This is a genomic window from Streptomyces sp. 142MFCol3.1 (genome assembly GCF_000424945.1).
GTDB lineage: Bacteria > Actinomycetota > Actinomycetes > Streptomycetales > Streptomycetaceae > Streptomyces > Streptomyces siamensis.
Window position 1 is genome coordinate 1 of sequence record NZ_AUKV01000016.1, and the last position, 23,742, is coordinate 23,742.

Consider the following 23,742-nt stretch of genomic DNA (forward strand, 5'->3'; position numbering starts at 1 on the left):
AACACGATGGTCGACCAGCTCTCCGCCTTCGCCGACGAGGTCACCCGCGTCGCCCGCGAGGTCGGCACCGAGGGCAACCTCGGCGGCCGTGCCCAGGTCCGGGGCGTCTCCGGGGTCTGGAAGGACCTCACCGACAACGTCAACTTCATGGCGGACAACCTGACCTCGCAGGTCCGCAACATCGCCCTCGTCTCCACGGCCGTGGCCCAGGGCGACCTCGGCAAGAAGATCACGGTGGAGGCGAAGGGCGAGATCCTGGAGCTGAAGTCGACGATCAACACGATGGTCGACCAGCTCTCCGCCTTCGCCGACGAGGTCACCCGCGTCGCCCGCGAGGTCGGCACGGAAGGCAACCTCGGCGGCCAGGCGCAGGTCCGGGGCGTCTCCGGGGTCTGGAAGGACCTCACCGACAACGTCAACTTCATGGCGCTGAACCTGACTTCGCAGGTCCGCAACATCGCCCAGGTGACCACGGCAGTCGCCAACGGCGACCTGTCCAAGAAGATCACCGTCGACGCGCGTGGCGAGATCCTGGAGCTGAAGGACACCGTCAACACGATGGTGGAGCAGCTGCGCGCCTTCGCCGACGAGGTCACCCGCGTCGCCCGCGAGGTCGGCACCGACGGGCGGCTCGGCGGTCGCGCCCAGGTGCTCGGCGTGTCCGGCGTCTGGCGGGACCTGACCGACAACGTCAACTACATGGCCGACAACCTGACCTCACAGGTCCGCAACATCGCCCAGGTCGCCACCGCGGTCGCCCAGGGCGACCTCTCGAAGAAGATCGACGTGGACGCCCGCGGCGAGATCCTCGAACTGAAGACGACCATCAACACGATGGTCGACACCCTCTCGTCCTTCTCCTCGGAGGTCACCCGCGTCGCCCGCGAGGTGGGCTCCGAGGGCCAACTCGGCGGCCAGGCCCGGGTGGAGGGCGTGTACGGCACCTGGAAGCGCCTCACGACGAACGTGAACGAGCTCGCCTCCAACCTCACCACCCAGGTCCGTGCCATCGCCGAGGTGGCGTCCGCGGTCGCCCAGGGCGACATGTCCCGCTCCATCACCGTGGAGACAAGGGGCGAGGTCGCCGAGCTCAAGGACAACATCAATCTGATGGTGGCCAACCTGCGCGAGACCACGCGTGCGAAGGACTGGCTGGAGTCCAACCTCGCCCGCCTCGCCGCACTGATGCAGGGCCACCGCGACCTGATGGAGGTGGCGGACCTGATCCTGCGCGAGCTGACCCCCCTGGTGAACGCGCAGTACGGCGCCTTCTTCCTCGCCGATCCGGAGGAGGACGGGACCTCGCTGCGCACGGCCGTCCCGGCCAAGGGACTCGCCTTCATCGCCGGCTACGGCTCGGCGCAGGGCGCGACCGTCGACACGGGCGGCATGCCCGTGCACGGGCTCGTACGGCAGGCTGCGCGCGAGAAGAAGCGGATCCTGGTGGAGGAGGCCCCACCGGACTACATCAAGATCAACAGCGGTCTGGGGGAGGCCGCTCCCGCCAGCGTCGTCATCATCCCGATCCTGTTCGAGGACACGCTGCTCGGCGTGATCGAGCTGGCGTCCTTCTCCCGCTTCTCCGACGTCCACCTGGCCTTCTTCGACCAGTTCGTGAACACCATCGGCGTCGCCATCAACACCATCATCGCCAACTCGCGCACCGAGTCGCTGCTCGGCGAGTCCCAGCGGCTGGCCGTACAGCTGCAGGACCGCTCGGACGAACTCCAGTCCCAGCAGGCCGAGTTGCAGCGTTCGAACGCGGAGCTGGAGGAGAAGGCCGCGCTGCTCGCGACGAGTTCGCAGTACAAGTCCGAGTTCCTGGCGAACATGTCGCACGAGCTGCGCACCCCGCTCAACTCGCTGCTCATCCTGGCGCGGCTGCTGTCCGACAACCCCGACGGACATCTCTCCGACCAGGAGGTGCAGTTCGCGACCACGATCCACCGTTCCGGGTCCGACCTGCTCCAGCTCATCAACGACATCCTCGACCTGTCGAAGATCGAGGCCGGCCGCATGGACGTACGGCCCAAGAAGCTGCCCCTCATCAAGCTGCTCGACTACGTCCACGCGACCTTCCGCCCGCTCACCCTCGACCGGGGGCTCGCCTTCGAGGTGACGGTCGGCGAGGACGTACCGCGCGAGATGTACTCCGACGAACAGCGGCTCCAGCAGATCCTGCGCAACCTGCTCTCCAACGCGATCAAGTTCACCGCGACCGGCCGGGTCGAACTGCGCGTCAGCCGCCTCAAGGATGTGGGGCACATCTTCACCCGCGAGCACAGCGACGACGTGATCGCCTTCGCGGTGTCCGACACCGGCATCGGCATCGCCGCGGAGAAACTCCCGGTGATCTTCGAGGCGTTCCAGCAGGCCGACGGCACCACCAACCGCAAATACGGCGGCACGGGTCTGGGCCTGTCCATCAGCCGGGAGATCGCGGGCCTGCTCGGCGGCCGGATCATCGCCGAGAGCAAGCCGGGCACGGGGTCCACCTTCACGCTGTACGTCCCCGTCGTGAGCCCCGGACACACGGCGACCGGTCCCGTGCCCGAGGACCGGCCGGTGCCGGTGCCCGAGCAGCTGTCCAGCGAGCCGTACCCCGCCCACGACACGGACGACACCTGGCCGGCGCCCACGAAGCTGGAGGCCTGGAAGTCCGGCCGGGCGGGCCAGGTGCTGCCCGGGCGGCGCGTGCTGATCGTGGACGACGACATCCGCAACGTCTTCGCGCTCACCCATGTCCTGGGCCGCGTCGGCATGCCGGTCCTGTACGCGGAGAACGGCCGGGAGGGCATCGAGACCCTGGAACGCAACCCCGACGTCGAACTCGTCCTGATGGACATCATGATGCCGGAGATGGACGGCTACGAGACGATCTCCGCGATCCGCCGCACCCCCCGCTGGACGGGCCTGCCCATCGTCGCGCTGACCGCGAAGGCGATGCCCGGCGACCGCGAGAAGTCCATCGCGCGGGGCGCCAACGACTACGTGCCGAAGCCGGTGGACGTCGACCGGCTCCTCACCGTCGTCTGCGCCCTCCTCGACCCGGAGGGCAGCGACACGGGCGCCCGGAGCATGGACGCGGCGGCCCTGGAGCCGGCCGGCTCCCCGGAGGGCGGGGCCCGGCCGCCGAGCACGGAGAAACCGGAGGTCACGGACGCCCGGGAGAGCGCGCGCACCCGGGTCGAGGACGCCGCGGGCGGTGCCGTCGCGCCGGCTCCGGGCCCCCGGGGTGAGCCCGCCGTCCCGCCGACGACCGAGTGAGGCACCGTCACCATGAGCGCTGAGGCAACGACCGGCGAGCGCGCCAGCATCCTCCTCGTCGACGACATGGAGGACAACCTGATCGCGCTGGAGGCCGTCCTGGGGTCCCTCAACGAGCCGCTGGTACGCGCGCGTTCCGGCGAGGAGGCGATGAAGGCACTGCTGCGGCAGCGGTTCGCCGTCGTCCTGCTCGACATCCGGATGCCGGGCATGGACGGCTTCGAGACCGCCGCGAACATCAAGCGGCTCGACCAGACCAAGGACGTACCGATCATCTTCCTGACCGGCACCGACGCCGACGCGGGCTATGCCTTCCGCGGATACGCGACCGGAGCCGCCGACTATCTGACCAAGCCCTTCGACCCCTGGGTCCTGCGGGCCAAGGTCAGTGTCTTCCTCGACCTGCACCGCAAGAACCAGCAACTGGAACGCATGCTCGCGCACGAACAGGAACAGTTCGACGACCTCGCCGACCGTCTGCGGAGCATCGAACGCCACATGGCCGCCGGCGACCACCAGGACGTACCCGAACTGCGCGACCAGGTACGGCAGTTGCAGGACCTGGTCCGGGCGATACGCCGGCGACGGGGGATATGACGCGGACGGCGGGCACCGGGCGTCCACCGCCGGCCAGGCATCCGCGCGGTACGGCGACGGTACGGGGGCTCCGCAGTGCGGCGGAGCCCCCGTACCGAGCCGGGCGGGACTACGCCTCGCGCGTGCCCGCGTACATCTCGTCGATCAGGTGCTTGTACTCGCGCTCGACGACCGGGCGCTTGAGCTTGAGGCTGGGAGTGATCTCGCCGTGCTCGACGTCGAGGTCGCGGGGCAGCAGCCGGAACTTCTTGATGGTCTGCCAGCGCTGGAGGCCCTCGTTGAGCTCCTTGACGTAGCCCTCGACGAGAGCGACGGTGGCGGGCGCCGCCACGATCTCGGCGTAGGACTTGCCGTCCAGGCCGTTCTCCTTCGCCCACTCCAGGATGGACGGCTCGTCCAGGGCGATGAGCGCGGTGCAGAAGTTCCGGTCCGCGCCGTGGACGAGGATGTTGGAGACGTACGGGCAGACGGCCTTGAACTGGCCCTCGACCTCGGCGGGCGCGATGTACTTGCCGCCCGACGTCTTGATGAGGTCCTTCTTGCGGTCCGTGATGCGCAGGTAGCCGTCGGGAGACAGCTCGCCGATGTCGCCCGTGTGGAACCAGCCGTCCGACTCCAGGACCTCGGCCGTCTTCTCCGGCAGTCCGTGGTAGCCCTCCATGATGCCGGGGCCGCGCAGCAGGATCTCGCCGTCGTCCGCGATGCGCACCTCGGTGCCGGGCAGCGGCTTGCCGACCGTGCCGGTGCGGTACGCCTCGCCGGGGTTCACGAAGGAGGCGGCGGAGGATTCCGTGAGGCCGTACCCCTCCAGGATGTGGATGCCGGCACCGGCGAAGAAGTAGCCGATCTCGGGCGCGAGCGCCGCGGAACCGGAGACGCAGGCCCGCAGGTTGCCGCCGAACGCCTCACGGATCTTGGCGAAGACGAGCGCGTCGGCCACCTTGTGCTTGGCGCCGAGCGCGAAGGGCACGGAAGCGGTGCCGGTGCGGCGGAAGTTGTCCTGGCTGGCCTTCGCGTACTCGCGGGAGACCTCGGACGCCCACTGGAAGATCTTGTACTTGGCTCCGCCACCGGCCCGCGCCTTGGCCGCGACCCCGTTGTAGACCTTCTCGAAGATGCGCGGGACGGCCGCCATGTAGGTCGGCTGTACGACCGGCAGGTTCTCGATGATCTTGTCCACGCGGCCGTCGACGGCGGTGACGTGCCCGACCTCGATCTGGCCGGAGGTGAGCACCTTGCCGAAGACGTGCGCGAGCGGGAGCCACAGGTACTGCACGTCGTCCTGGCCGACCAGCCCGGTCGCCGAGATGGCCTTCGCCATGTACGCCCAGTTGTCGTGCGGCAGACGGACACCCTTGGGGCGGCCCGTGGTGCCCGAGGTGTAGATCAGGGTGGCGAGCTGGTCGGCGGTGATCGCGCCGACGCGCTCCTTGATCAGATCGGGGTTCTTCTCCAGGTACGCGGCGCCACGCGTCTCCAGCTCGGCGAGCGAGAGGACCCCGTCACCGGTCTCGACCCCGGCCGCGTCGACGACGACCACATGGGTCAGCTCGGGCAGTTCGGCACGCTTCTCCTGAGCCTTGGCGAGCTGGGCGGCGTCCTCCGCGATCAGGACCCGGCTCCCGGAGTCCGAGAGGATGAACGCCGACTCCTCGGCATTGGTCTGCGGGTAGATGGTCGTCGTGGCCGCGCCCGCGCACAGGATGCCCAGGTCGGCGAGGATCCACTCGACCCGCGTGGAGGAGGCCAGCGCGACGCGCTGCTCCGGCTGGACGCCCAGTTCGATCAGACCGGCCGCGACGGCGAAGACACGCTCGGCGGCCTGCCCCCAGCTCAGCGACTTCCAGTCGTCCGCGCCCTCACCCGACGCCGGTGGCACCGGGTAGCGGTACGCCTCGGCGTCCGGCGTGGCCACCACGCGCTCCAGGAAGAGGGCCGCCACGGACGGCGGACGGTTCTCGATCAGGGTCTGTGTGTCGCTCACGACATCCTCCGGGGCCCGCGACAGTGCGTGCGTCTTGGCTCGACCGACTGTTGGCTGCTGACTGCCGACTGCTGCTGTGCGGCTGGCTGGTTGCGGCTGTTGTTTAACTCGCGAGTAACCATCGAGCAGAGATCAGAGTAAAGCGCGTCCGGCCAGTGCGTAAGAGGCGGCGGACTGTCACTTCATACAGAGAGCGAAGCTACGCACGCGTACGGGCTCGCCGCGCCGAAGCGCGACGAGCCCGCATTGTGCCCCAGTTTCCGGGGGTAACAGGTGGCTACTTCTTGCCCTTGGCCGAACCACCGCTGTCGTCGCTGGACAGGACGGCGATGAAGGCCTCTTGCGGAACCTCCACAGAGCCCACCATCTTCATCCGCTTCTTGCCTTCCTTCTGCTTCTCCAGCAGCTTCCGCTTACGGGAGATGTCACCGCCGTAGCACTTGGCCAGCACGTCCTTGCGGATCGCGCGGATGGTCTCGCGGGCGATGACCCGGGAGCCGATGGCCGCCTGGACGGGCACCTCGAAGGCCTGCCGGGGGATCAGCTCGCGCAGCTTGGCGACGAGCCGCACACCGTACGCGTACGCCTGGTCCTTGTGCGTGATCGCGGAGAACGCGTCGACCTTGTCGCCGTGCAGCAGGATGTCGACCTTCACCAGGCTGGACGCCTGCTCGCCGGTGGGCTCGTAGTCGAGCGAGGCGTAGCCGCGGGTCTTGGACTTCAGCTGGTCGAAGAAGTCGAAGACGATCTCCGCGAGCGGCAGGGTGTAGCGGATCTCGACGCGGTCCTCGGAAAGGTAGTCCATGCCGAGCAGCGTGCCGCGGCGGGTCTGGCACAGCTCCATGATCGAACCGATGAACTCGGAGGGCGCGAGGATCGTGGCGCGCACGACGGGCTCGTACACCTCGTCGATCTTGCCTTCGGGGAACTCGCTCGGGTTGGTGACGATGTGCTCGCTGCGGTCCTCCATCACGACTCGGTAGACCACGTTGGGCGCGGTCGCGATCAGGTCCAGCCCGAACTCGCGCTCCAGCCGCTCACGGATCACGTCGAGGTGCAGCAGGCCGAGGAAGCCGACACGGAAGCCGAAGCCCAGCGCCGCCGAGGTCTCCGGCTCGTAGACGAGCGCGGCGTCGTTGAGCTGGAGCTTGTCGAGAGCGTCGCGCAGCTCGGGGTAGTCGGACCCGTCCAGCGGATACAGCCCGGAGAAGACCATGGGCTTGGGGTCCTTGTAACCGCCGAGCGCCACGGTCGCGCCCTTGTGCAGGGTGGTGATCGTGTCACCGACCTTGGACTGGCGGACGTCCTTCACACCGGTGATGAGGTAACCCACCTCACCGACACCGAGCCCGTCGGCCGGCAGCATCTCGGGCGAGTTGGTCCCGATCTCCAGCAGCTCGTGCGCCGCACCCGTGGACATCATCCGGATGCGCTCACGCTTGTTGAGCTGGCCGTCGATGACACGCACATAGGTGACGACGCCCCGGTACGAGTCGTACACGGAGTCGAAGATCATCGCGCGGGCGGGAGCGTCGGCGACACCGACCGGGGCAGGGATCTCGGCGACGACCCTGTCCAGCAGCGCCTCGACGCCCATGCCGGTCTTGGCGGAGACCCGGAGCACGTCGTCCGGGTCGCAGCCGACCAGGTTGGCGAGCTCCTCGGCGAACTTCTCGGGCTGGGCGGCCGGCAGGTCGATCTTGTTGAGCACCGGAATGATGGTGAGCTCGTTCTCCATCGCCAGGTAGAGGTTGGCGAGGGTCTGGGCCTCGATGCCCTGGGCGGCGTCGACGAGGAGGACGGTCCCCTCGCAGGCGGCCAGCGACCGCGACACCTCGTACGTGAAGTCCACGTGCCCGGGGGTGTCGATCATGTTGAGGATGTGGGTGTTGCCCGGGTCCTCGGTCGGGGCCCAGGGCAGCCGGACCGCCTGGGACTTGATCGTGATGCCGCGCTCGCGCTCGATGTCCATGCGGTCGAGGTACTGAGCGCGCATCTGCCGCTGCTCGACCACCCCGGTCAGCTGGAGCATGCGGTCGGCGAGCGTGGACTTGCCGTGGTCGATGTGCGCGATGATGCAGAAATTGCGGATCAGAGCCGGGGCGGTACGGCTCGGCTCGGGCACATTGTTAGGGGTCGCGGGCACGCAGGGTCCTGTCTCTTGAGGCGCCTGTCGCCTCGGGTCGGATCGATACGTAGGTTCCATGGTCCCACGCGTGGGGACCCGCGACCGGTCTGGGCCGCACGAGTGGATGCCGACCGCGGGTTTCGGGGGGTGGGGCGGAGATCGCCACGGGGTCGCGTCGGTTTTTGGGGAGCGGTGCGAGGGGTGGGCCGGGGCGGCAGTGGCGTCGGTCGTCGATCGGGTCGATGGGGGGGGGCGGACCGCCGGGGCGGGGTCCAACCGGGATGGCTCGCTGCTGTGGATGTGAGGGCCACCCGGGGACCGGGAGCGGTGGCCGTGGGCGCGGGCCCAGGACGGGACGAACGCGGGAACGAGCGGCGTGAACGGTCCCGCGCGAGGGGGCGACGACCGGTTTGGGGCGGTCGCCGGGCGACTGGTAGCCTGGGTGGCTGTGTCTCATGCCCTCTCTGCAGGAGGCACACCTCAAGGAAATCAAACGGCGTGCGAGACGTGCTGTCTCGTGCGCCTGAACCTGTAAAGGCTCATTTCGTGGCGAACATCAAGTCCCAGATCAAGCGGATCAAGACCAACGAGAAGGCCCGGCTGCGCAACAAGGCCGTCAAGTCTTCCCTGAAGACCGCGATCCGCAAGGCCCGCGAGGCTGCTGCCGCGGGTGACGTCGAGAAGGCCACCGAGTACACGCGCGCCGCGTCGCGCCAGCTCGACAAGGCCGTCTCGAAGGGCGTCATCCACAAGAACCAGGCCGCCAACAAGAAGTCGGCGCTTGCTTCGAAGGTCGCTTCCCTCAAGGGCTGAGTCGGCTGAGCCCTTGAAGGCTCACCACCTGACTTGACCGTCGGCCGGACCCGAGCGGGCCCTCTCTCATCCGCTCCCGTCCGACACCCCGGATCCACGCGCGGCCTGCGTTCGCCACGCGGGCGTGGATCCAGCAGCTTGAACCGAAGGCCTCGTACCCTTCCTTCCCCAGGAAGACGGACGGGGCCTTCGGCGTACCGGTGCGCCTCTCATGCCCCTCGGCCTCTGGTCCTCGCCTCTGATCCTCGCCTCTGGTCCTCGCCTCTGGTCCTCGCCCGCTGGTCCTCGGCCTCGCGAAGAGCAGACGCCGACTGCCCCCACCGGGTTGGCGCAGTGGCCGGCTCGGGGCCGGCCTCAAGGCCGGTGACCGGCTCGGGGCCCGGTGGCCGGCTCGGGCGCAGTGACCGGCCCGGTGGCCAGCTCGGGGCCGGTCTCAAGGCCGGTGACCGGCACGGGGCCCGGTGGCCAGCTCGGGCCCGGGGAGTGGCTCGGGCCCAGGGAGCGGCTCGGGGCCGGTGGCCGGCTCTGGCCCGGTGACCGGCACGGGGCCCGGTGGTCGGCTCAGAGCACCGTGACCGGCTCGGGACTGGCCTCAAGGCCGGTGACCGGCTCGGGGCCCGGTGGCCGACTTGAGGCCGGGCACACCGGGGGCTCGGCAGCCCGAACGGCTAGCCCCGGCCGGACCGAGCCGCGCGGGCGATCGCCACGACCGCCTTCTCCAGCGCGTACTCGGGGTCGTCCCCACCGCCCTTGACTCCCGCGTCGGCCTCGGCGACGGCCCGCAGCGCGACGGCGACCCCGTCAGGAGTCCAGCCCCGCATCTGCTGCCGCACCCGATCGATCTTCCACGGCGGCATCCCCAGCTCCCGTGCGAGGTCGGCCGGCCTGCCGCCCCGTGCGGACGACAGCTTCCCGATCGCCCGCACCCCCTGCGCCAGCGCACTGGTGATCATCACGGGCGCCACCCCGGTCGCCAGGGACCACCGCAGCGCCTCCAACGCTTCCGCGGCCCGTCCCTCCACGGCCCGGTCGGCCACGGTGAAACTCGACGCCTCGGCCCGTCCCGTGTAGTACCGCCCGACGATCACCTCGTCGATCGTCCCCTCGACGTCCGCGGTCAACTGGGACACCGCGGAAGCCAGCTCCCTCAGGTCGCTCCCGATGGCGTCGACGAGCGTCTGGCACGCCTCCGGCGTCGCCGACCTCCCGAGCGCACGGAACTCGCCCCGCACGAACGCCAGCCGGTCCGCCGGCTTCGTCATCTTGGGGCACGCCACCTCCCGCGCCCCCGCCTTGCGCGCGGCGTCGAGCAGTCCCTTGCCCTTGGCCCCGCCCGCGTGCAGCAGCACGAGGGTGATCTCCTCGATCGGCGCCCCCAGATACCCCTTCACGTCCTTGACCGTGTCGGCCGAAAGATCCTGCGCATTGCGTACGACCACGACCTTGCGCTCGGAGAAGAGCGACGGGCTCGTCAGCTCGGCGAGCGTGCCGGGCTGCAACTGGTCCGGGGTGAGGTCGCGTACGTCCGTGTCGGCGTCGGCGGCCCGGGCGGCGGCCACCACCTCCTGCACGGCACGGTCGAGCAGGAGATCCTCCTGGCCCACCGCGAGCGTGACGGAGGCGAGAGGGTCGTCTTGAGCTGTCTTCCTGGCCATCACCGAAAGCATCCCACGCGGCACTGACAACGCGTGCCGTGCGGGCGGCCCGCCCGCAGCCCCGAGCAGGTCACGGCTCCTCGCGCCAGCCGTCCCACTCCCCCGCGAACTCGTCCAGCTCCTTGGGGTCGAGCTGCTCCTCCGGGTCCGTCAGGACGACCAGCCACTGGGCGTCCTCCGCATCGTCCTCACCGGCCAGCGCGTCCCGGACGAGCTGCGGCTCCTCGTCGAGGGGGAACCGGTCACCGACTGCCTCGGCCGCCTCTTCCGCCGCGTCGCGGTCGGGCAGTACCAGCACATGTCTCACATCACTCACGCGGACATTTTCCGATACGCCCGACGCCGCCTGCGCCGGGGGCCGAGATCCCGGCACCGCACTCCGCGCCGCCCGCGCCACGACGGCTCCCCGCCCTCCGCGCTACGCCCGCGCCCGCACCTCGGGCACCCGCTCCAACTCGATCCCGAAGCGCTTCCGATAGGTGTCCAGTACCTCCTCGTCCGTCGCCAGCTCCGAGACCTCCTTCGTCCCGTCGGCCGTCGTCACCGTGAACTTCCGGCCGCTGAGCGTGATCCTTCCGCCCTCCTCCGTGACCCGTGAGCAGACGAGCGACCGTGCGAAGTGCGACTCCGGTGAAGTGCTGTGCCACCACGCCCCGACGACGAAGTCCTTGAGCACCCTCGGCCGTACCTCCATGCGGTACTGCGCCTTGCCGTCCCGGACGACGTCGAGGTCGCTGTCCTCCCGGCTCGCGCCGGGTCCCCGTACACCGGCGGTGTCCGGACCCGACTCGACGATCCGGAACGTGCCACCCGGGTCCTTCTGCTCCCCTCTGCCGCCGAAGGCCAGCGGGTAGTGGCTGTGCGCCCCGAAGCCGACATCGGCCAGCCAGTCGCCCCCGTCCACCGTCCGCACCCGCAGGGCGAGGTGGTCGTACGGAATCCCGAGCATCCCCTCCTTCCCGTACACCCGCGCCGCGAGCAGGGTCACGTCGAAGCCCAGGGCACCCAGCAACGCCCCGAACGCGCCGTTCAGTTCGTAGCAGAAGCCGCCCCTGTTCACGCCGACCAACTTGTCCAGCAGCCGTCGCTCCTCCAGCACGATCTCCTCGGCGAGATGGATCGACAGGTTCTCGAACGGCACCGTCTCCAGATGGCGCAACTGGAGCTCGCGCAGTACATCGGACGTGGGCCACGCGGGGTGCTGGGCCCCGATGCGGCGGAGGTAGGCGTCGGCCTGTGCGGAGTTCATGAGTTCAGTCTCTCGCCACGCTCAGCGCTCCGCCCGCACCCACGACCGCCAGCGCCCCGTCCTCGTCCGTGCGCAGCACCACCGCGCCCGCCGCCCGCAGCGCCGCGACGGTGCTCGGAGCCGGATGTCCGTACGGGTTGTCCCTGCCACAGGAGATCAGCGCGAGCCGCGGGGCGACCCTGCGTATGAGGTCCGGGTCCTGGTAGGCCGATCCGTGGTGGGCGACCTTCAGCACGTCCACCCGGCCGAGCTCGGCAGCCGCCGACGTCCTCAACAGGGCTTGCTGCGCCGGAGGTTCGAGGTCGCCGAGGAGCAGCAGCCTCAACCCTCCGGAACGCACCAGCAGGGCCACGCTCGCGTCGTTCGGGCCGTCCGGGACCGCGGCCGGGTCAAGGGCCGAAGCAGGGAGCGGCCAGAGCACCTGCCACTCCAGGCTTCCGGTGCGCCGCCGCTCACCGGCCGCCGCCCGCGTCACCGGGACGTGCCGTGCCGCGGCCTCCGTCCGCACGAACTCCGCCTGATCCGGTGGCTCTTCCAGACCCGTCGTCTCGATCGCGCCCACCGAACGCCCGCGCAGCACCCCCGGCAGCCCCGCCACATGGTCGGCATGGAAGTGGGTCAGCACGACGAGCGGAATCCGGGTGACGCCGAGAGCACTCAGGCAGCGATCGACGAGCGCCGGGTCGGGCCCGGCGTCCACCACGACCGCACTGCCGTCCCCCGCCGCGAGCACCGTGGCGTCCCCCTGTCCCACGTCGCACATCGCGAACCGCCAGCCCGGCGGCGGCCATCCCGTGATGACCCTGGTGAGCGGGGGCGGCTGCACCACGAGCAGCAGGAACAGCAGCACGAAGGCGCCGCTCAGCCATGGATGGCCCACGAGCCGCCGGCAGGCGATCACGACGACCGCCGTGGCCAGGGCGAGCAGCGCGGCACCCGTCCAGTCGTCCGGCCAGTCCACTCCCCCGCCGGGCAGGGCCGCGCCTGTTCGGGCGATGTCCGCGATCCATCCGGCCGGCCAACTCGCCGACCACGCGAAGGCCTCGGCGACCGGCATCGCCACGGAGGCCGTCGCCAGTGTCGCGAACCCCAGCACCGTCGCCGGCGCGACCGCGAACTCCGCGAGGAGATTGCACGGCACGGCCACCAGGCTCACCCGGGCCGACAGGAGCGCGACGACCGGTGCGCACAACGCCTGAGCCGCGGCGGCAGCGGCGAGCGCCTCGGCAGGACGGGGCGGCACACGATGCCTCCGGAGGGCGGCACTCCAGCGCGGGGCGAGCGTGAGCAGGGCGCCGGTCGCCAGGACGGAGAGCAGGAAGCCATAACTCCGCGCCAGCCAAGGGTCGTACAGCACCAGCAGCAGGACGGCCGTGGCCAGCGCGGGGATCAGCGACCTGCGGCGGCCGGTCGCGATGGCGAGCAGCGCGATCGACCCGCAGACCGCTGCCCGCAGCACACTCGGGTCCGGTCGGCACACGATCACGAAGGCGAGCGTGAGCGCTCCGCCGAGCAGTGCGGTCGCTCTGAGCGGCACACCGATAAGGCGTGCCAGGCCGCGCCGCTCGGCACGCTGGGCCAGCCCGGGCGGGCCGACGAACAGGGCCAGCAGGATGGTGAAGTTGCCGCCGCTGACCGCCAGGAGGTGCGTGAGATCGGTCGCCTTGAAGGCGTCGTCCAGCTCTGTCGTGACGTGGGACGTGTCTCCGACCACCAGCCCCGGCAGCAGTGCCCGTGCGTCCGCGTCCAGCCCGTCGGTGGCCTCCCGGAGCCCCTCGCGCAGACGGCCGGCGAACCGCTGCGGCCCCGACGGTTCTCCCGCCACCTCCGGCCGCACGCGTTCCGGCACGCGCAGCACGGCCGCGGTGTCGTCACCGTCCGACAGCGCCGGCACGAGTCGCCCCGACACGCGCAACCGCGTGGACGGCAGCAGGGACAGCCAGGACGAGCCGTCACCGGAGGTCCGGGGTGAGCCCCTCGCCGATCGCGTGTCGACGATCACGAGCACGGGTGTCCGTGTGGCGACCATCGTGCCGTCCGAACGCGTCACGCGCCTGACCTCCGCGTCGAGCAGCACGGCCGTGGGTGCCATGTGGTCTCCCTTGATCCGTGGCCGGGTGAGCCGGGGATCGGACGTGACCTCCAGCTCCACGGTCACGTGGGCGAACCGCCTTGCCAGTTCGGGTACGGGGCCGCGTCGCTGGTCCACCCCGTGCAACCCCGCCGAGGCCGCAGCCGCGGCGACGCAGAGCAGGACGGCCGACGCGGAGACCCGCCGCCAGGAACGCGCAGGCCCTTCCCCGTCTCCGTGTGCCGTGCGGGCGCACCTCCACTCGGTCAGCAGCAGTGCGAGGCCCGCGAGCAGGGAGACGACCACCACACCCGTCGCCCAGCCGGACGGGGCGGCCACCGTCACGGCCGCGGTCGCCCAGGCCGCCAGGGCCGGCGGCACGAGGCGGAGATCCGCCGGCCCCTCTTCCCTCGGGTTCGCGGCACCGAGGCGTTTCCCCGAGGCGGCGTGCACGGCCCGCCGGCTCGCGACGCCGTCGAGCGGGCGCTCCACCGTGCCCCGCGGCCCCATCGATGGCGGCCCACTCATGGCCGCACCAGATTCCGCAGGTCCGCGAAGCGACGATCGCCGATCCCGTTCACCTCTCGCAGTTCGTCGACGGAACGGAAGCCTCCGTGCTGGGTGCGGTAGTCGATGATGTGCCGGGCGAGGACGGGGCCGACGCCAGGGAGGCCGTCGAGTTGTTCCACGGTGGCCGTGTTGAGTGCGACCGGAGCGGAGGGGGCGGCCCCGGCGACGGATCCGCCCGCTCCGGCCGGACCCGAACCGCCCGTGCCGGGGTCCGTCACGGGGGCCGGTCCACCGACCACGATCTGTTCGCCGTCCACGAGGAGTCGCGCGCGGTTGAGCGCGTCGGTGTCCGTGCCCGGCCGCACTCCGCCCGCGGCACGAAGCGCGTCCTCGACCCGGGAACCGGCGGGCAGCCGCTGCAGGCCGGGGTTGCGTACCTTTCCGCCGACGTCCACGACGATCCCGCTCCCGGCGGCACCGACGGGAGCCGGCGCTCCCGTGGAGGCATCGGGGCTCGTCCCCGTTTTCCCCTCCTGCCCGTTCCGCCCTTCTTCGTCGCCGTAGGGAGCCGCCGCCCGCACCACCTCGGGAGCGCGAACCGACTGGGTCCGGCCCGTCCAGAAGTGCTGCACGGCGAGGACCGCGGCGAGCACGAGCACCACCGTGAGGGCGACGAGGCTCCTGCGCTCAAGGCCACACCTCGGCTGCAACCACAAGGGCAGCCGCTCCCGCACGGCGAGTTGTGCCCGGTACCGCCAGGCTGCCCGCTCCGGCACGTCCGAAGCGGCGTCCTCCTGCCGTACGGCGCCTGCGCGCAGGTCGACCCGCTTCCTCGGGGCGGCGCTCCCTCGACGGTCGGCCTCATCGTGCAGGTCGGCCTCCTCGTGCGGATCTGCGCCCGCGGGCGGGGCCGCACGAGCCGCGGCCCTCGCCACGGTGAGCCCGCCGGCGAGCTCGTCCGCATCCCTTGCCGCATGGTCCGCCCTCGGCGGCCCGTGCCCCAGCTCCCGCCGCTCCACGGGCCTTGTGGTGAAGAGCGCCTCCGCGCGCAGCCGGAGCGCCTCGGCCGACGCCTCGCGGCGCAGGGCGCGGCTTCGCGGGTGCCGGCGTCGATGGCCGTCGCGGCCGTCGGATGAGGGCCCGCGTCCGGGGCCGCTGGTCGGTGTGGCTGTGCGTGTGCGTGATCGAAGAGTCATGCGACGAGAATCCGGCATGACACCGCTCTCGCGATGATCTTGCTCAATTCCAGTGGATTACCACTCAGTTGTGGATAACTCCGTCACTCGCACGGGCTGCGGAGGTCGTACACCGCCACACGCAGGGCCGCACGGGCTGCGAGCGGCACCGACCGCCGCACACAGGGCCGCACGGACCATGCGGCACGCCAGGGTCACGGTGCGTAACTTCGGCGGTCACCCACCGCCCGCGGTCGCCTCTCTCATCGAGGCGATACGACCGCACCCAGCAGTCCGGGTCCCGTGTGGGCCCCGATCACCGCGCCCACCTCGCTGACGTGAAGATCCGCAAGCCCCGGGACCCGCTCTCGCAGGCGGTCCGCGAGTGCCGACGCCTTCTCGGGGGCGGCCAGGTGATGAACGGCGATGTCGACCTGGGCGCTGCCCGCGCGTTCGGCCACGATCTCCTCCAGCCGTGCGATCGCCCTGGACGCCGTCCGCACCTTCTCCAGGGGTTCGATGCGGCCGTCGTCCAGGCGCAGCAGCGGCTTCACCGCGAGCGCGGAACCCAGCAGCGCCTGGGCCGCTCCGATCCGGCCGCCGCGGCGCAGGTAGTCGAGGGTGTCGACGTAGAAGTAGGCGGAGGTACCCGAGGCACGCTTCTCGGCGGCGGTGACCGCCTCGTCGACCGTCCCGCCCGCCTCGGCGGACTCGGCCGCGGCGAGGGCGCAGAAGCCGAGCGCCATCGCGATCATTCCTGTGTCCACCACACGCACGGGCACCGGAGCCTCCCGTGCCGCGAGGACCGCCGCGTCGTACGTGCCGGACAGCTCCGCCGACAGATGGAGGGAGACGATGCCGGTGGCGCCCGATTCGGCGACCTTGCGATAGGCCTTGGAGAAGACCTCCGGGCTGGGCCGGGACGTGGTGACGGAGCGGCGCTTCTGCAGCGCCTGGGCCAGGGCGCGGGCCGAGATCTCGGTGCCCTCTTCGAGTGCCTGGTCGCCGAGGACCACGGTCAGGGGCACCGCTGTGATGCCGTGGCGCTCCATCGTCCGCGGCGGCAGGTAGGCCGTTGAATCGGTGACGATCGCGACATGGCGGGACATGAGCTGGAGGTTACCTGTCGGCGTGGCCGGGCGGCAGCCCGGCCCCTGCCAGCTCTTGTCGCAGCGACCGGATCAAGTCGTGCTCTCGGGGCGGGGCTTCTTCTGCCAGGGGTAGGCAGGGCCTCGGACCGGCGGATCGATGGCGGACCGGGTCGGTTCCTCGGGCCGGTGGGACTCCGGGCTCTCCGGCCAGCTCTGTCCGCCGGACGCGGCCTCGTCCGCCGCCGGCGCCTCGGGCCAGCCGGCGGCGCTCGGCCCCGGTTCCTTGGTCCAGTGCCGCAGTGCGCCGGCTTCCACGTCGATCTGCGCGCTCAGTGAGTCCAGGTCGTCGTCGGCGAAGCGGCGGGCCCGGTCGCGCGCGGCCCAGCGCAGCGAGTCCGCGGACTGGGTGATGCGCTCGGTGCGCTCGCGCAGGGTGGGCAGCCGGGCGGCCAGCGTGCCCCGGTCGGGCTCGCTCTCCAGGCGCTTGAGCTCGTCGTCCAGTTCGTGCCCGTGCGCGCTCAGCCGCTCGAAGAGGCCCAGGGATTCCTTGAGGGACTCGTCGTCCGCCACGCCCGCGTGCAGCGCGTCCTGCGTGGCGCGCATGGAGGTGCGCAGCTTGAGGCGGAGCTCGGCGAGCTCGCCCGCGGGGCCGGGCTGAGCGAGGGTCCTGGCCCGCAGCGTGGTGTCCTCGACCGTGCGGCGCGCCTGCGAGATCGTGCGGTCCACGCCGCGCTTGGCGGCGCCGATCACCTTCACCGTGGCGTATGCGCCGAGTACCACGAACAGCAGGAAGAGCAGCGCGATCACTGTGATCAAGGTTCCCACCACGCTCCTCCTCCATTGCCGCGACGGTGTCGTCGCGCTCTTCAACGGTAAACGCCACGGGCAGGTTCGGAGTTCCTGGAGAACCCCGAACCTGCCCGTAGGGGACTACCCCGAGCCCGCCCGGCGGCCGGGCGGGCAGGGCGACTAGGCCGGCACGATGTTCACCAGCTTCGGCGCGCGCACGATCACCTTGCGGATGCCCGCGCCACCCAGCGCCGCGACGACCTTCTCGTCGGCCAGCGCCACCTTCTCCAGCTCCTCGTCGGAGATGGCCGGGGAGACCTCCAGGCGAGCCTTGACCTTGCCCTTGATCTGCACGACGCAGGTCACGGTCTCGTCGACGACGTACGCCGGGTCGGCGACCGGGAAGTCGTGGTGGACGACCGAGTCGGTACGGCCCAGCCGGCGCCACAGCTCCTCGGCGATGTGCGGGGCCAGTGGCGCGATCAGCAGCACCAGGGGCTCGGCGACCGAGCGCGCGACGGGGCCGCCCGCCTTGGTCAGGTGGTTGTTCAGCTCGGTGACCTTGGCGATGGCGGTGTTGAACCGCATGCCCTCCAGGTCCTGGCGGACACCGTCGATCGCCTTGTGCAGGGCGCGCAGCGTCTCCTCGTCCGGTTCGGCGTCGACGACGGTGACCTCACCGGTCGCCTCGTCGACGACGTTGCGCCACAGTCGCTGCAGCAGACGGAACTGGCCCACCACCGCGCGCGTGTCCCACGGCCGGGAGACGTCCAGGGGGCCCATCGCCATCTCGTACAGACGCAGCGTGTCCGCGCCGTACTCGGCGCAGATCTCGTCCGGAGTGACGGCGTTCTTCAGGGACTTGCCCATCTTGCCCAGCAGCCGGGAGACCTTCTCGCCCTGGTAGTAGTAGGCGCCGTCGCGCTCCTCCACCTCGGCGGCCGGCACCGCGATGCCACGGCTGTCGCGGTACACGAAGGCCTGGATCATGCCCTGGTTGAACAGCTTGTGGAACGGCTCGGCCGAGGAGACGTAGCCCAGGTCGAACAGCACCTTGGACCAGAAGCGCGCGTACAGCAGGTGCAGCACGGCGTGCTCGGCTCCGCCTACGTACAGGTCGACGCCGCCGTGCGGCCGGGCCTCGCGCGGGCCCATCCAGTACTGCTCGATGGCCGGGTCGACCAGCTTCTGGTCGTTGTGCGGGTCCAGGTAGCGCAGCTCGTACCAGCAGGAACCGGCCCAGTTGGGCATGGTGTTGGTCTCACGGCGGTACTTCTTGGGGCCGTCGCCCAGGTCCAGCGTGACGTTGACCCAGTCCTCGTTGCGGGACAGCGGCGTCTCGGGGGACGTGTTCGCGTCGTCCGGGTCGAAGGTGCGCGGCGAGTAGTCCTCGACCTCCGGCAGCTCCAGGGGCAGCATCGACTCGGGCAGCGAGTGGGCGATGCCGTCCTCGTCGTAGACGATCGGGAAGGGCTCGCCCCAGTAGCGCTGGCGGCTGAACAGCCAGTCGCGCAGCCGGAAGTTGACCGTGCCCTCGCCGATGCCCTTGCGCTCCAGCCACTCCGTCATGCGGGCCTTGGCGTCGACGACACCCAGGCCGTCCAGGGAGATCTCCTCGCCGGCGGAGTTGACGATCTTCGCGTCGTACGAGGCGAAGGCGTCGTCCCAGGTGGACGCGTCCGTGCCGCGGTCGTCCGCGGGCTCCACGACACAGCGCATCGGCAGCTCGAAGGCGCGGGCGAACGCGAAGTCACGGGTGTCGTGCGCGGGGACGGCCATGATCGCGCCGGTGCCGTAGCCCATCAGCACGTAGTCGGCGATGAAGACCGGGACCTGCTCGCCGTTGACCGGGTTGGTGGCGAACGTGCCGGTGAAGACGCCGGTCTTGTCCTTGGCCTCGGCCTGGCGCTCGACGTCGGACTTGGAGGCGGCCTGGGCGCGGTAGGCGGCCACGGCCTCGGCGGGGGTCGCGTGCCCGCCCGTCCACACCTCGTGGGTGCCCTCGGGCCATGCGTCCGGGGTGAACTTCTCGACCAGCGGGTGCTCGGGGGCCAGCACCATGTAGGTGGCGCCGAACAGGGTGTCCTGGCGGGTGGTGAAGACCGTGATCGCTTCGCCGTCGATCGGGAAGTCGACGCGGGCGCCCTCGGAGCGGCCGATCCAGTTGCGCTGCTGCAGCTTGATGGCCTCGGGCCAGTCCAGCGCGTCCAGGTCGTCCAGCAGCCGGTCGGCGTACGCGGTGATGCGCATGTTCCACTGGCGCAGCTTGGCCTTGAAGACGGGGAAGTTGCCGCGCTCGGAGCGCCCCTCGGCGGTGACCTCCTCGTTGGCCAGCACGGTGCCCAGCCCGGGGCACCAGTTGACCGGCGCGTCGGAGGCGTATGCCAGGCGGTACTCGCTCAGGACGTCCGCGCGCTCGGAGGCGGTCAGTTCGTTCCACGCGCGCGTGGTGCCGTCGGCGGCCTGGACGGCACGGTCACCGCTCTCGAACTGGGCGACCAGCTCGCTGATGGGACGAGCCTTGGCGGCCTCGTCGTCGTACCAGGAGTTGAAGATCTGCAGGAAGATCCACTGGGTCCACTTGTAGTAGTCCGGGTCGATCGTGGCGAACGACCGGCGCTTGTCGTGGCCCAGGCCCAGGGCGCGCAGCTGGGCCTTCATGTTCTCGATGTTGGCCTCGGTGGAGACCCGCGGGTGCGTGCCCGTCTGGACGGCGTACTGCTCGGCGGGCAGGCCGAAGGCGTCGAAGCCCAGCGTGTGCAGGACGTTGTGGCCGGTCATCCGCTGGAACCGGGCGAATACATCGGTGGCGATGTAGCCCAGGGGGTGGCCGACGTGCAGGCCCGCACCGGAGGGGTACGGGAACATGTCCATGATGAACTTCTTGGGCTTGGCGACCAGCTCGGGGTCCCCGGCCAGGTCGCCGCTCGGGTTGGGCGCCTCGTAGGTGCCGTCGGCGTCCCAGAAGTCCTGCCAGCGTGCCTCGATCTCCGCGGCCAGCCCGGCCGTGTAGCGGTGCGGCGCCGCCACCTCGGCGGTGGCAGCGGTAGTCGTCTCGCTCATGATCCTCAAAGCTCCATCGATCGTCTCTGCCAGCGGAAATGAAAAAGCCCCTCGCACAGGAGGGGACGCCGCGCCGATTCCGACCACGATCTCTTCAGTGGTCAGGACTGATCAGCGCGGCTCGCTAAGCAGAAGGCGTACGGCACGCATGGCGTCAGGGTACCGCAGCCGCCGCGGGCGTCGCGACGAGGTTCCGGGCCGCTCGGCACGCCGTGCCACCGTCCGGATCACCGAAAAAGCTGAACGATATTCAAATATTACTTCGCGTAACAGCCTCTAAGGGACAACACAAAGACCCGATTGCCCTTTGGTAACAACGCAATAACTCAAACCTCGTACTCCTCGGTATGGCTCCACTTAGAGTGCCGCTTCGGGACCGCTTCCCCGAACCGTTGGGAGTAACCCCCATGAACCCTCGTCGCAACAACAGCTCGATACCCCGGCCAGGCCGCTCGGCCTACGGGGCGATGACGGCTGCCGCCCTGTTGCTCATCCCCCTGGTCGTGCTGGTCGGAGGTGACGGCCTGCGCGACTTCCTCAACTTCGGCGCCGGCGTGCTGTCGCTGGTCGCCCTCACCTGCTCGGTCATCTGGGGACTCCTCGCCACCGACCGGCTCTTCCTGAACACGCGCCAGCGACTGGTCGCACAGGCCGTGCACCGGACGACCGCCGTCTCCTCGGTCGCCTTCCTGCTGCTGCACATCACGGTCAAGCTGGCGCTCGACCACACCACCCTGATCGCCGCGCTGATCCCCTTCGGGCTCGGCGTCACGGGCAGCAACGGGCTGATCGGCCTGGGCTCGCTGGCCGGTCTACTGATGATCTTCACGGCCATCACCGGCGCGCTGCGCAGCGCCTTCGCGTCCCCCGCACCGGTCGCGGCACGCTGGCGGGCCGTGCACATGCTGGCCTACCCGGCCTGGTGCTCGGCCCTGGTGCACGGCCTCTACGCGGGTCGCGCCGCCAAGCCGTACGTCACCGTGTCCTACAGCCTCTGCCTGATCGCCGTGATGGGCGCCCTGGCGCTGCGCTCGGCGTCCGCCCCGTTCAAGCGCAAGGTCGCCGACCGCATCCTGACGGTCATCGGGGAGAGCAACGGCCCCGGCGCCCGCCCCTTCCGCGAGGAGCAGGAGGCCCCCCGCGGCGCCGCGGCGCAGTCCCCGCTGCCCGGCTACGCCGGACGCTCCGCCAGACGGTCCGCCCAGGACACGTTCGTACCGCCGCAGCGCACCCCGTCCCCGGCGGGCCTGTACGACGCTGCCCAGGACACCGCATCCACCGGCACCGGCATGTCCGGCTTCGCGGCCGCCTACCGCGCCGTGTCGGGCGGCACACCGGGTGCGGACGGTGCCGGGCAGAGCCAGACCGAGCACTTCCGGATGCCCCTGGAGATGCAGCCCACGGAGACGTTCCCGCACGTCGACGGCAGCAGCACGTCGGGCAGCTGGCCCATCCCCTCGCCGCCCCCCGTCGGCGAGGCGCCCCAGTCTGCCTACGACCCGCTGAACGACACGGGATACAGCGTTCCCGTCTACGACAATTCGGCTGCCGGCGCCTACGGAACAAGTGACTTGTACGACACCGGTGAGACGAACCCCTCCTACGGCACGTACAACACCAACGACACGTACGACAGCGGTCCCACGACTGAAGTACTGCCGGGCGCCTATGACGCTCCTGGTCCTGGTGAATCATGGAACGCCCCCAGCGGAGGCTTTAGGTGAACGAGGCCCTGCCCGACGTCCCGGAAGTCCGTGTAGTCGGACTTCCGCAGCTCACGTCGGGCTTCGACCTGGTTGAACGACTCGATCTGCCCATGCACCTCAAGGTGCACGGGCCGCTCGAACCGATGGGCGGCGAACAACTCGCGGGCCTCGCCGAGGCCATCTCTCTGAAGGGCCGCGGTGGCGCGGGATTCCCCTTCGCCAAGAAGCTGCGCTCGGTCGCCGAATCGGCCATCCAGAAGGGCATCCGCCCCGTGGTGGTCGTGAACGGAAGCGAGGACGAACCGGCCTGCCGCAAGGACACGGTGCTCATCAACCGTGCCCCGCACCTCATCCTGGACGGCGCCCTGCTGGCGGCGGAGGCCATGGGTGCGCGCACCCTGGTCATCGGGGTGACGCGTGCGTCCACGCAGGCCTCGATGGAAGCCGCGCTCGCCGAGCGCGGCTTGAGCAACCGGCGCGGATCGGCCCTTCGCGCGCGCGTGCAGCGCAACCCGGTGCGGATGGTGACCGGCGCTGCCGCCTCACTGATCCGCTCCATCGACGGCGGCCCGGCCATCCCGCCCGGCCGCAAGATCAGTGCGTCGCAGAGCGGCGTCGGCGGGGCGCCGACGCTGCTGTCCAATGCCGAGACCTTCGCCCAGCTGGCGATCGCCGCGCGCATCGGCCCCGACCGCTACCGCAACACGGGTCTGTACGACGAGCCCGGCACCGTCATGCTCACCGTCTCCGGGGCGGTCGCCCGCCCCATGGTGATCGAGGTGCCGACCGGCGTGCCACTGCGGTACGTGCTCCAGCTCGCCGGCGCCCCGCCGATGCCGCAGGGCGTACTCACCGGCGGCTACCACGGCAAGTGGCTGGACGCGGCGACGCTCAACGAGGCGATCGTCTCGCGCAACTCGCTGGACGCGGTGGGCGGCGCGCTCGGCGCGGGCGCGATCCTCCCGATCACCCAGCAGACGTGCCCCCTGGGCGAGTCGCTGCGCGTGGCGCAGTGGCTGGCCGAGGAGAGCGCGGGGCAGTGCGGCCCCTGCTACCTGGGCCTGCCCGCCGCGGCGCGCGGCCTGGAGGACATCCTCAACGGCGGTGGTCCGGCGGCCCTGGAGGCCGTCAAGCAGGTCGCCAAGGCCGTGAAGCGGCGCGGCGCCTGCTCCCACCCGGACGGCTCGGCGATGTTCATCGAGTCGACCATCAAGGCGTTCACCGACGACCTCGCCGCGCACGTGCTCGGAAACGGCTGCGGAAGGCCCGTGGAGGGCGTTCTGCCGCTCTTCGAGGGGGGCAGGCAGCCCACGGGCATCCCGGGCGGCCAGGCCCAGGAGGAGACCGGCCCGAGCCGGCAGAAGATCTTCGTGGACTGGACGCTGTGCCGCGGGCACGGTCTGTGCGCCGACATCCTCCCCGAGGTCTTCGAGCTGGGCGCCGACGGCTTCCCCACCGTCGCCCAGGCCTCCGTGCCCCGCTACGCGGAGGCGAAGGCACTGCGCGCCGTGCGGCGCTGCCCGGCGCTCGCCCTGCGTATCGAGGAGGACACCCGGTCCTCGGCGCCCGCGCGGAACAACCTGCCGGTGCTCTCCCAGGGACGTGGCCGCCGGGCGCTCGGCAGCGGCCGCTGAACACGAAGAA

General features: G+C 70.7%; 15 protein-coding genes. 5 read left to right on the top strand and 10 right to left on the bottom strand.

The window, feature by feature from the left end; all coding sequences use genetic code 11:
* Positions 1 to 3,267 (top strand): HAMP domain-containing protein (locus H305_RS46835; protein WP_078629206.1); only part of this gene is annotated, 3,267 nt, incomplete at its 5' end.
* A gap of 12 nt (positions 3,268 to 3,279) precedes the next feature.
* Positions 3,280 to 3,864, top strand: a complete 585-nt coding sequence (locus tag H305_RS0123500; RefSeq protein ID WP_028802553.1) for a response regulator — start codon at positions 3,280 to 3,282, stop codon at positions 3,862 to 3,864.
* 109 nt (positions 3,865 to 3,973) lie between these two features.
* Here H305_RS0123500 and H305_RS0123505 read toward each other — a convergent pair whose 3' ends face one another.
* Positions 3,974 to 5,848: an AMP-dependent synthetase/ligase gene (locus H305_RS0123505; RefSeq protein WP_028802554.1), complete on the bottom strand. Its 1,875-nt coding sequence runs from the start codon at positions 5,846 to 5,848 to the stop codon at positions 3,974 to 3,976.
* Between the two features lie 277 nt (positions 5,849 to 6,125).
* Positions 6,126 to 7,994 (bottom strand): translation elongation factor 4, encoded by a 1,869-nt coding sequence (gene lepA / locus H305_RS0123510; RefSeq protein ID WP_028802555.1) that lies wholly within the window; start codon positions 7,992 to 7,994, stop codon positions 6,126 to 6,128.
* A 528-nt stretch (positions 7,995 to 8,522) separates the two neighbouring features.
* On the opposite strand from lepA, the gene rpsT reads away from it, so the two are divergent.
* A complete protein-coding gene (rpsT, locus tag H305_RS0123515; protein WP_028802556.1) occupies positions 8,523 to 8,789 on the top strand; it encodes a 30S ribosomal protein S20 in 267 nt (88 codons plus the stop codon).
* Between the two features lie 668 nt (positions 8,790 to 9,457).
* Here the strand turns inward: rpsT and holA are convergent.
* The 8 genes from holA to leuS all read right to left on the bottom strand — a co-directional run bounded on the left by holA (position 9,458) and on the right by leuS (position 20,392).
* Positions 9,458 to 10,444, bottom strand: coding sequence for a DNA polymerase III subunit delta (gene holA, locus H305_RS0123520; RefSeq protein ID WP_199791445.1), 987 nt, complete (start codon positions 10,442 to 10,444; stop codon positions 9,458 to 9,460).
* A 70-nt stretch (positions 10,445 to 10,514) separates the two neighbouring features.
* A complete protein-coding gene (locus tag H305_RS0123525) occupies positions 10,515 to 10,760 on the bottom strand; it encodes a hypothetical protein (protein WP_078629207.1) in 246 nt (81 codons plus the stop codon).
* 102 nt (positions 10,761 to 10,862) lie between these two features.
* Positions 10,863 to 11,693, bottom strand: coding sequence for an arylamine N-acetyltransferase family protein (locus H305_RS0123530; RefSeq protein WP_028802559.1), 831 nt, complete (start codon positions 11,691 to 11,693; stop codon positions 10,863 to 10,865).
* A gap of 4 nt (positions 11,694 to 11,697) precedes the next feature.
* Positions 11,698 to 14,274 carry a ComEC/Rec2 family competence protein gene (locus H305_RS0123535; protein WP_199791451.1) on the bottom strand — a complete coding sequence of 859 codons (2,577 nt, stop codon included), beginning with the start codon at positions 14,272 to 14,274 and terminating at the stop codon, positions 11,698 to 11,700.
* 14 nt (positions 14,275 to 14,288) lie between these two features.
* Entirely contained in the window at positions 14,289 to 15,470 is a 1,182-nt protein-coding gene (locus H305_RS50955; protein ID WP_078629208.1) for a ComEA family DNA-binding protein, read from the bottom strand.
* 242 nt (positions 15,471 to 15,712) lie between these two features.
* Entirely contained in the window at positions 15,713 to 16,558 is an 846-nt protein-coding gene (locus tag H305_RS0123550; RefSeq protein ID WP_028802562.1) for a DegV family protein, read from the bottom strand.
* 72 nt (positions 16,559 to 16,630) lie between these two features.
* Positions 16,631 to 17,356: a hypothetical protein gene (locus H305_RS0123555; RefSeq protein ID WP_028802563.1), complete on the bottom strand. Its 726-nt coding sequence runs from the start codon at positions 17,354 to 17,356 to the stop codon at positions 16,631 to 16,633.
* 153 nt (positions 17,357 to 17,509) lie between these two features.
* Positions 17,510 to 20,392 (bottom strand): leucine--tRNA ligase, encoded by a 2,883-nt coding sequence (leuS, locus tag H305_RS0123560; protein WP_028802564.1) that lies wholly within the window; start codon positions 20,390 to 20,392, stop codon positions 17,510 to 17,512.
* Positions 20,393 to 20,799: 407 nt separating this feature from the next.
* Between leuS and H305_RS0123565 the strand changes: the two genes are divergently transcribed.
* Both H305_RS0123565 and H305_RS0123570 read left to right on the top strand, forming a co-directional pair.
* A complete protein-coding gene (locus H305_RS0123565) occupies positions 20,800 to 22,116 on the top strand; it encodes a hypothetical protein (protein ID WP_028802565.1) in 1,317 nt (438 codons plus the stop codon).
* A complete protein-coding gene (locus H305_RS0123570; protein ID WP_028802566.1) occupies positions 22,113 to 23,732 on the top strand; it encodes an NADH-quinone oxidoreductase subunit NuoF family protein in 1,620 nt (539 codons plus the stop codon). Before H305_RS0123565 ends, H305_RS0123570 begins: the two co-directional genes overlap by 4 nt.
* Positions 23,733 to 23,742: the final 10 nt, after the last annotated feature.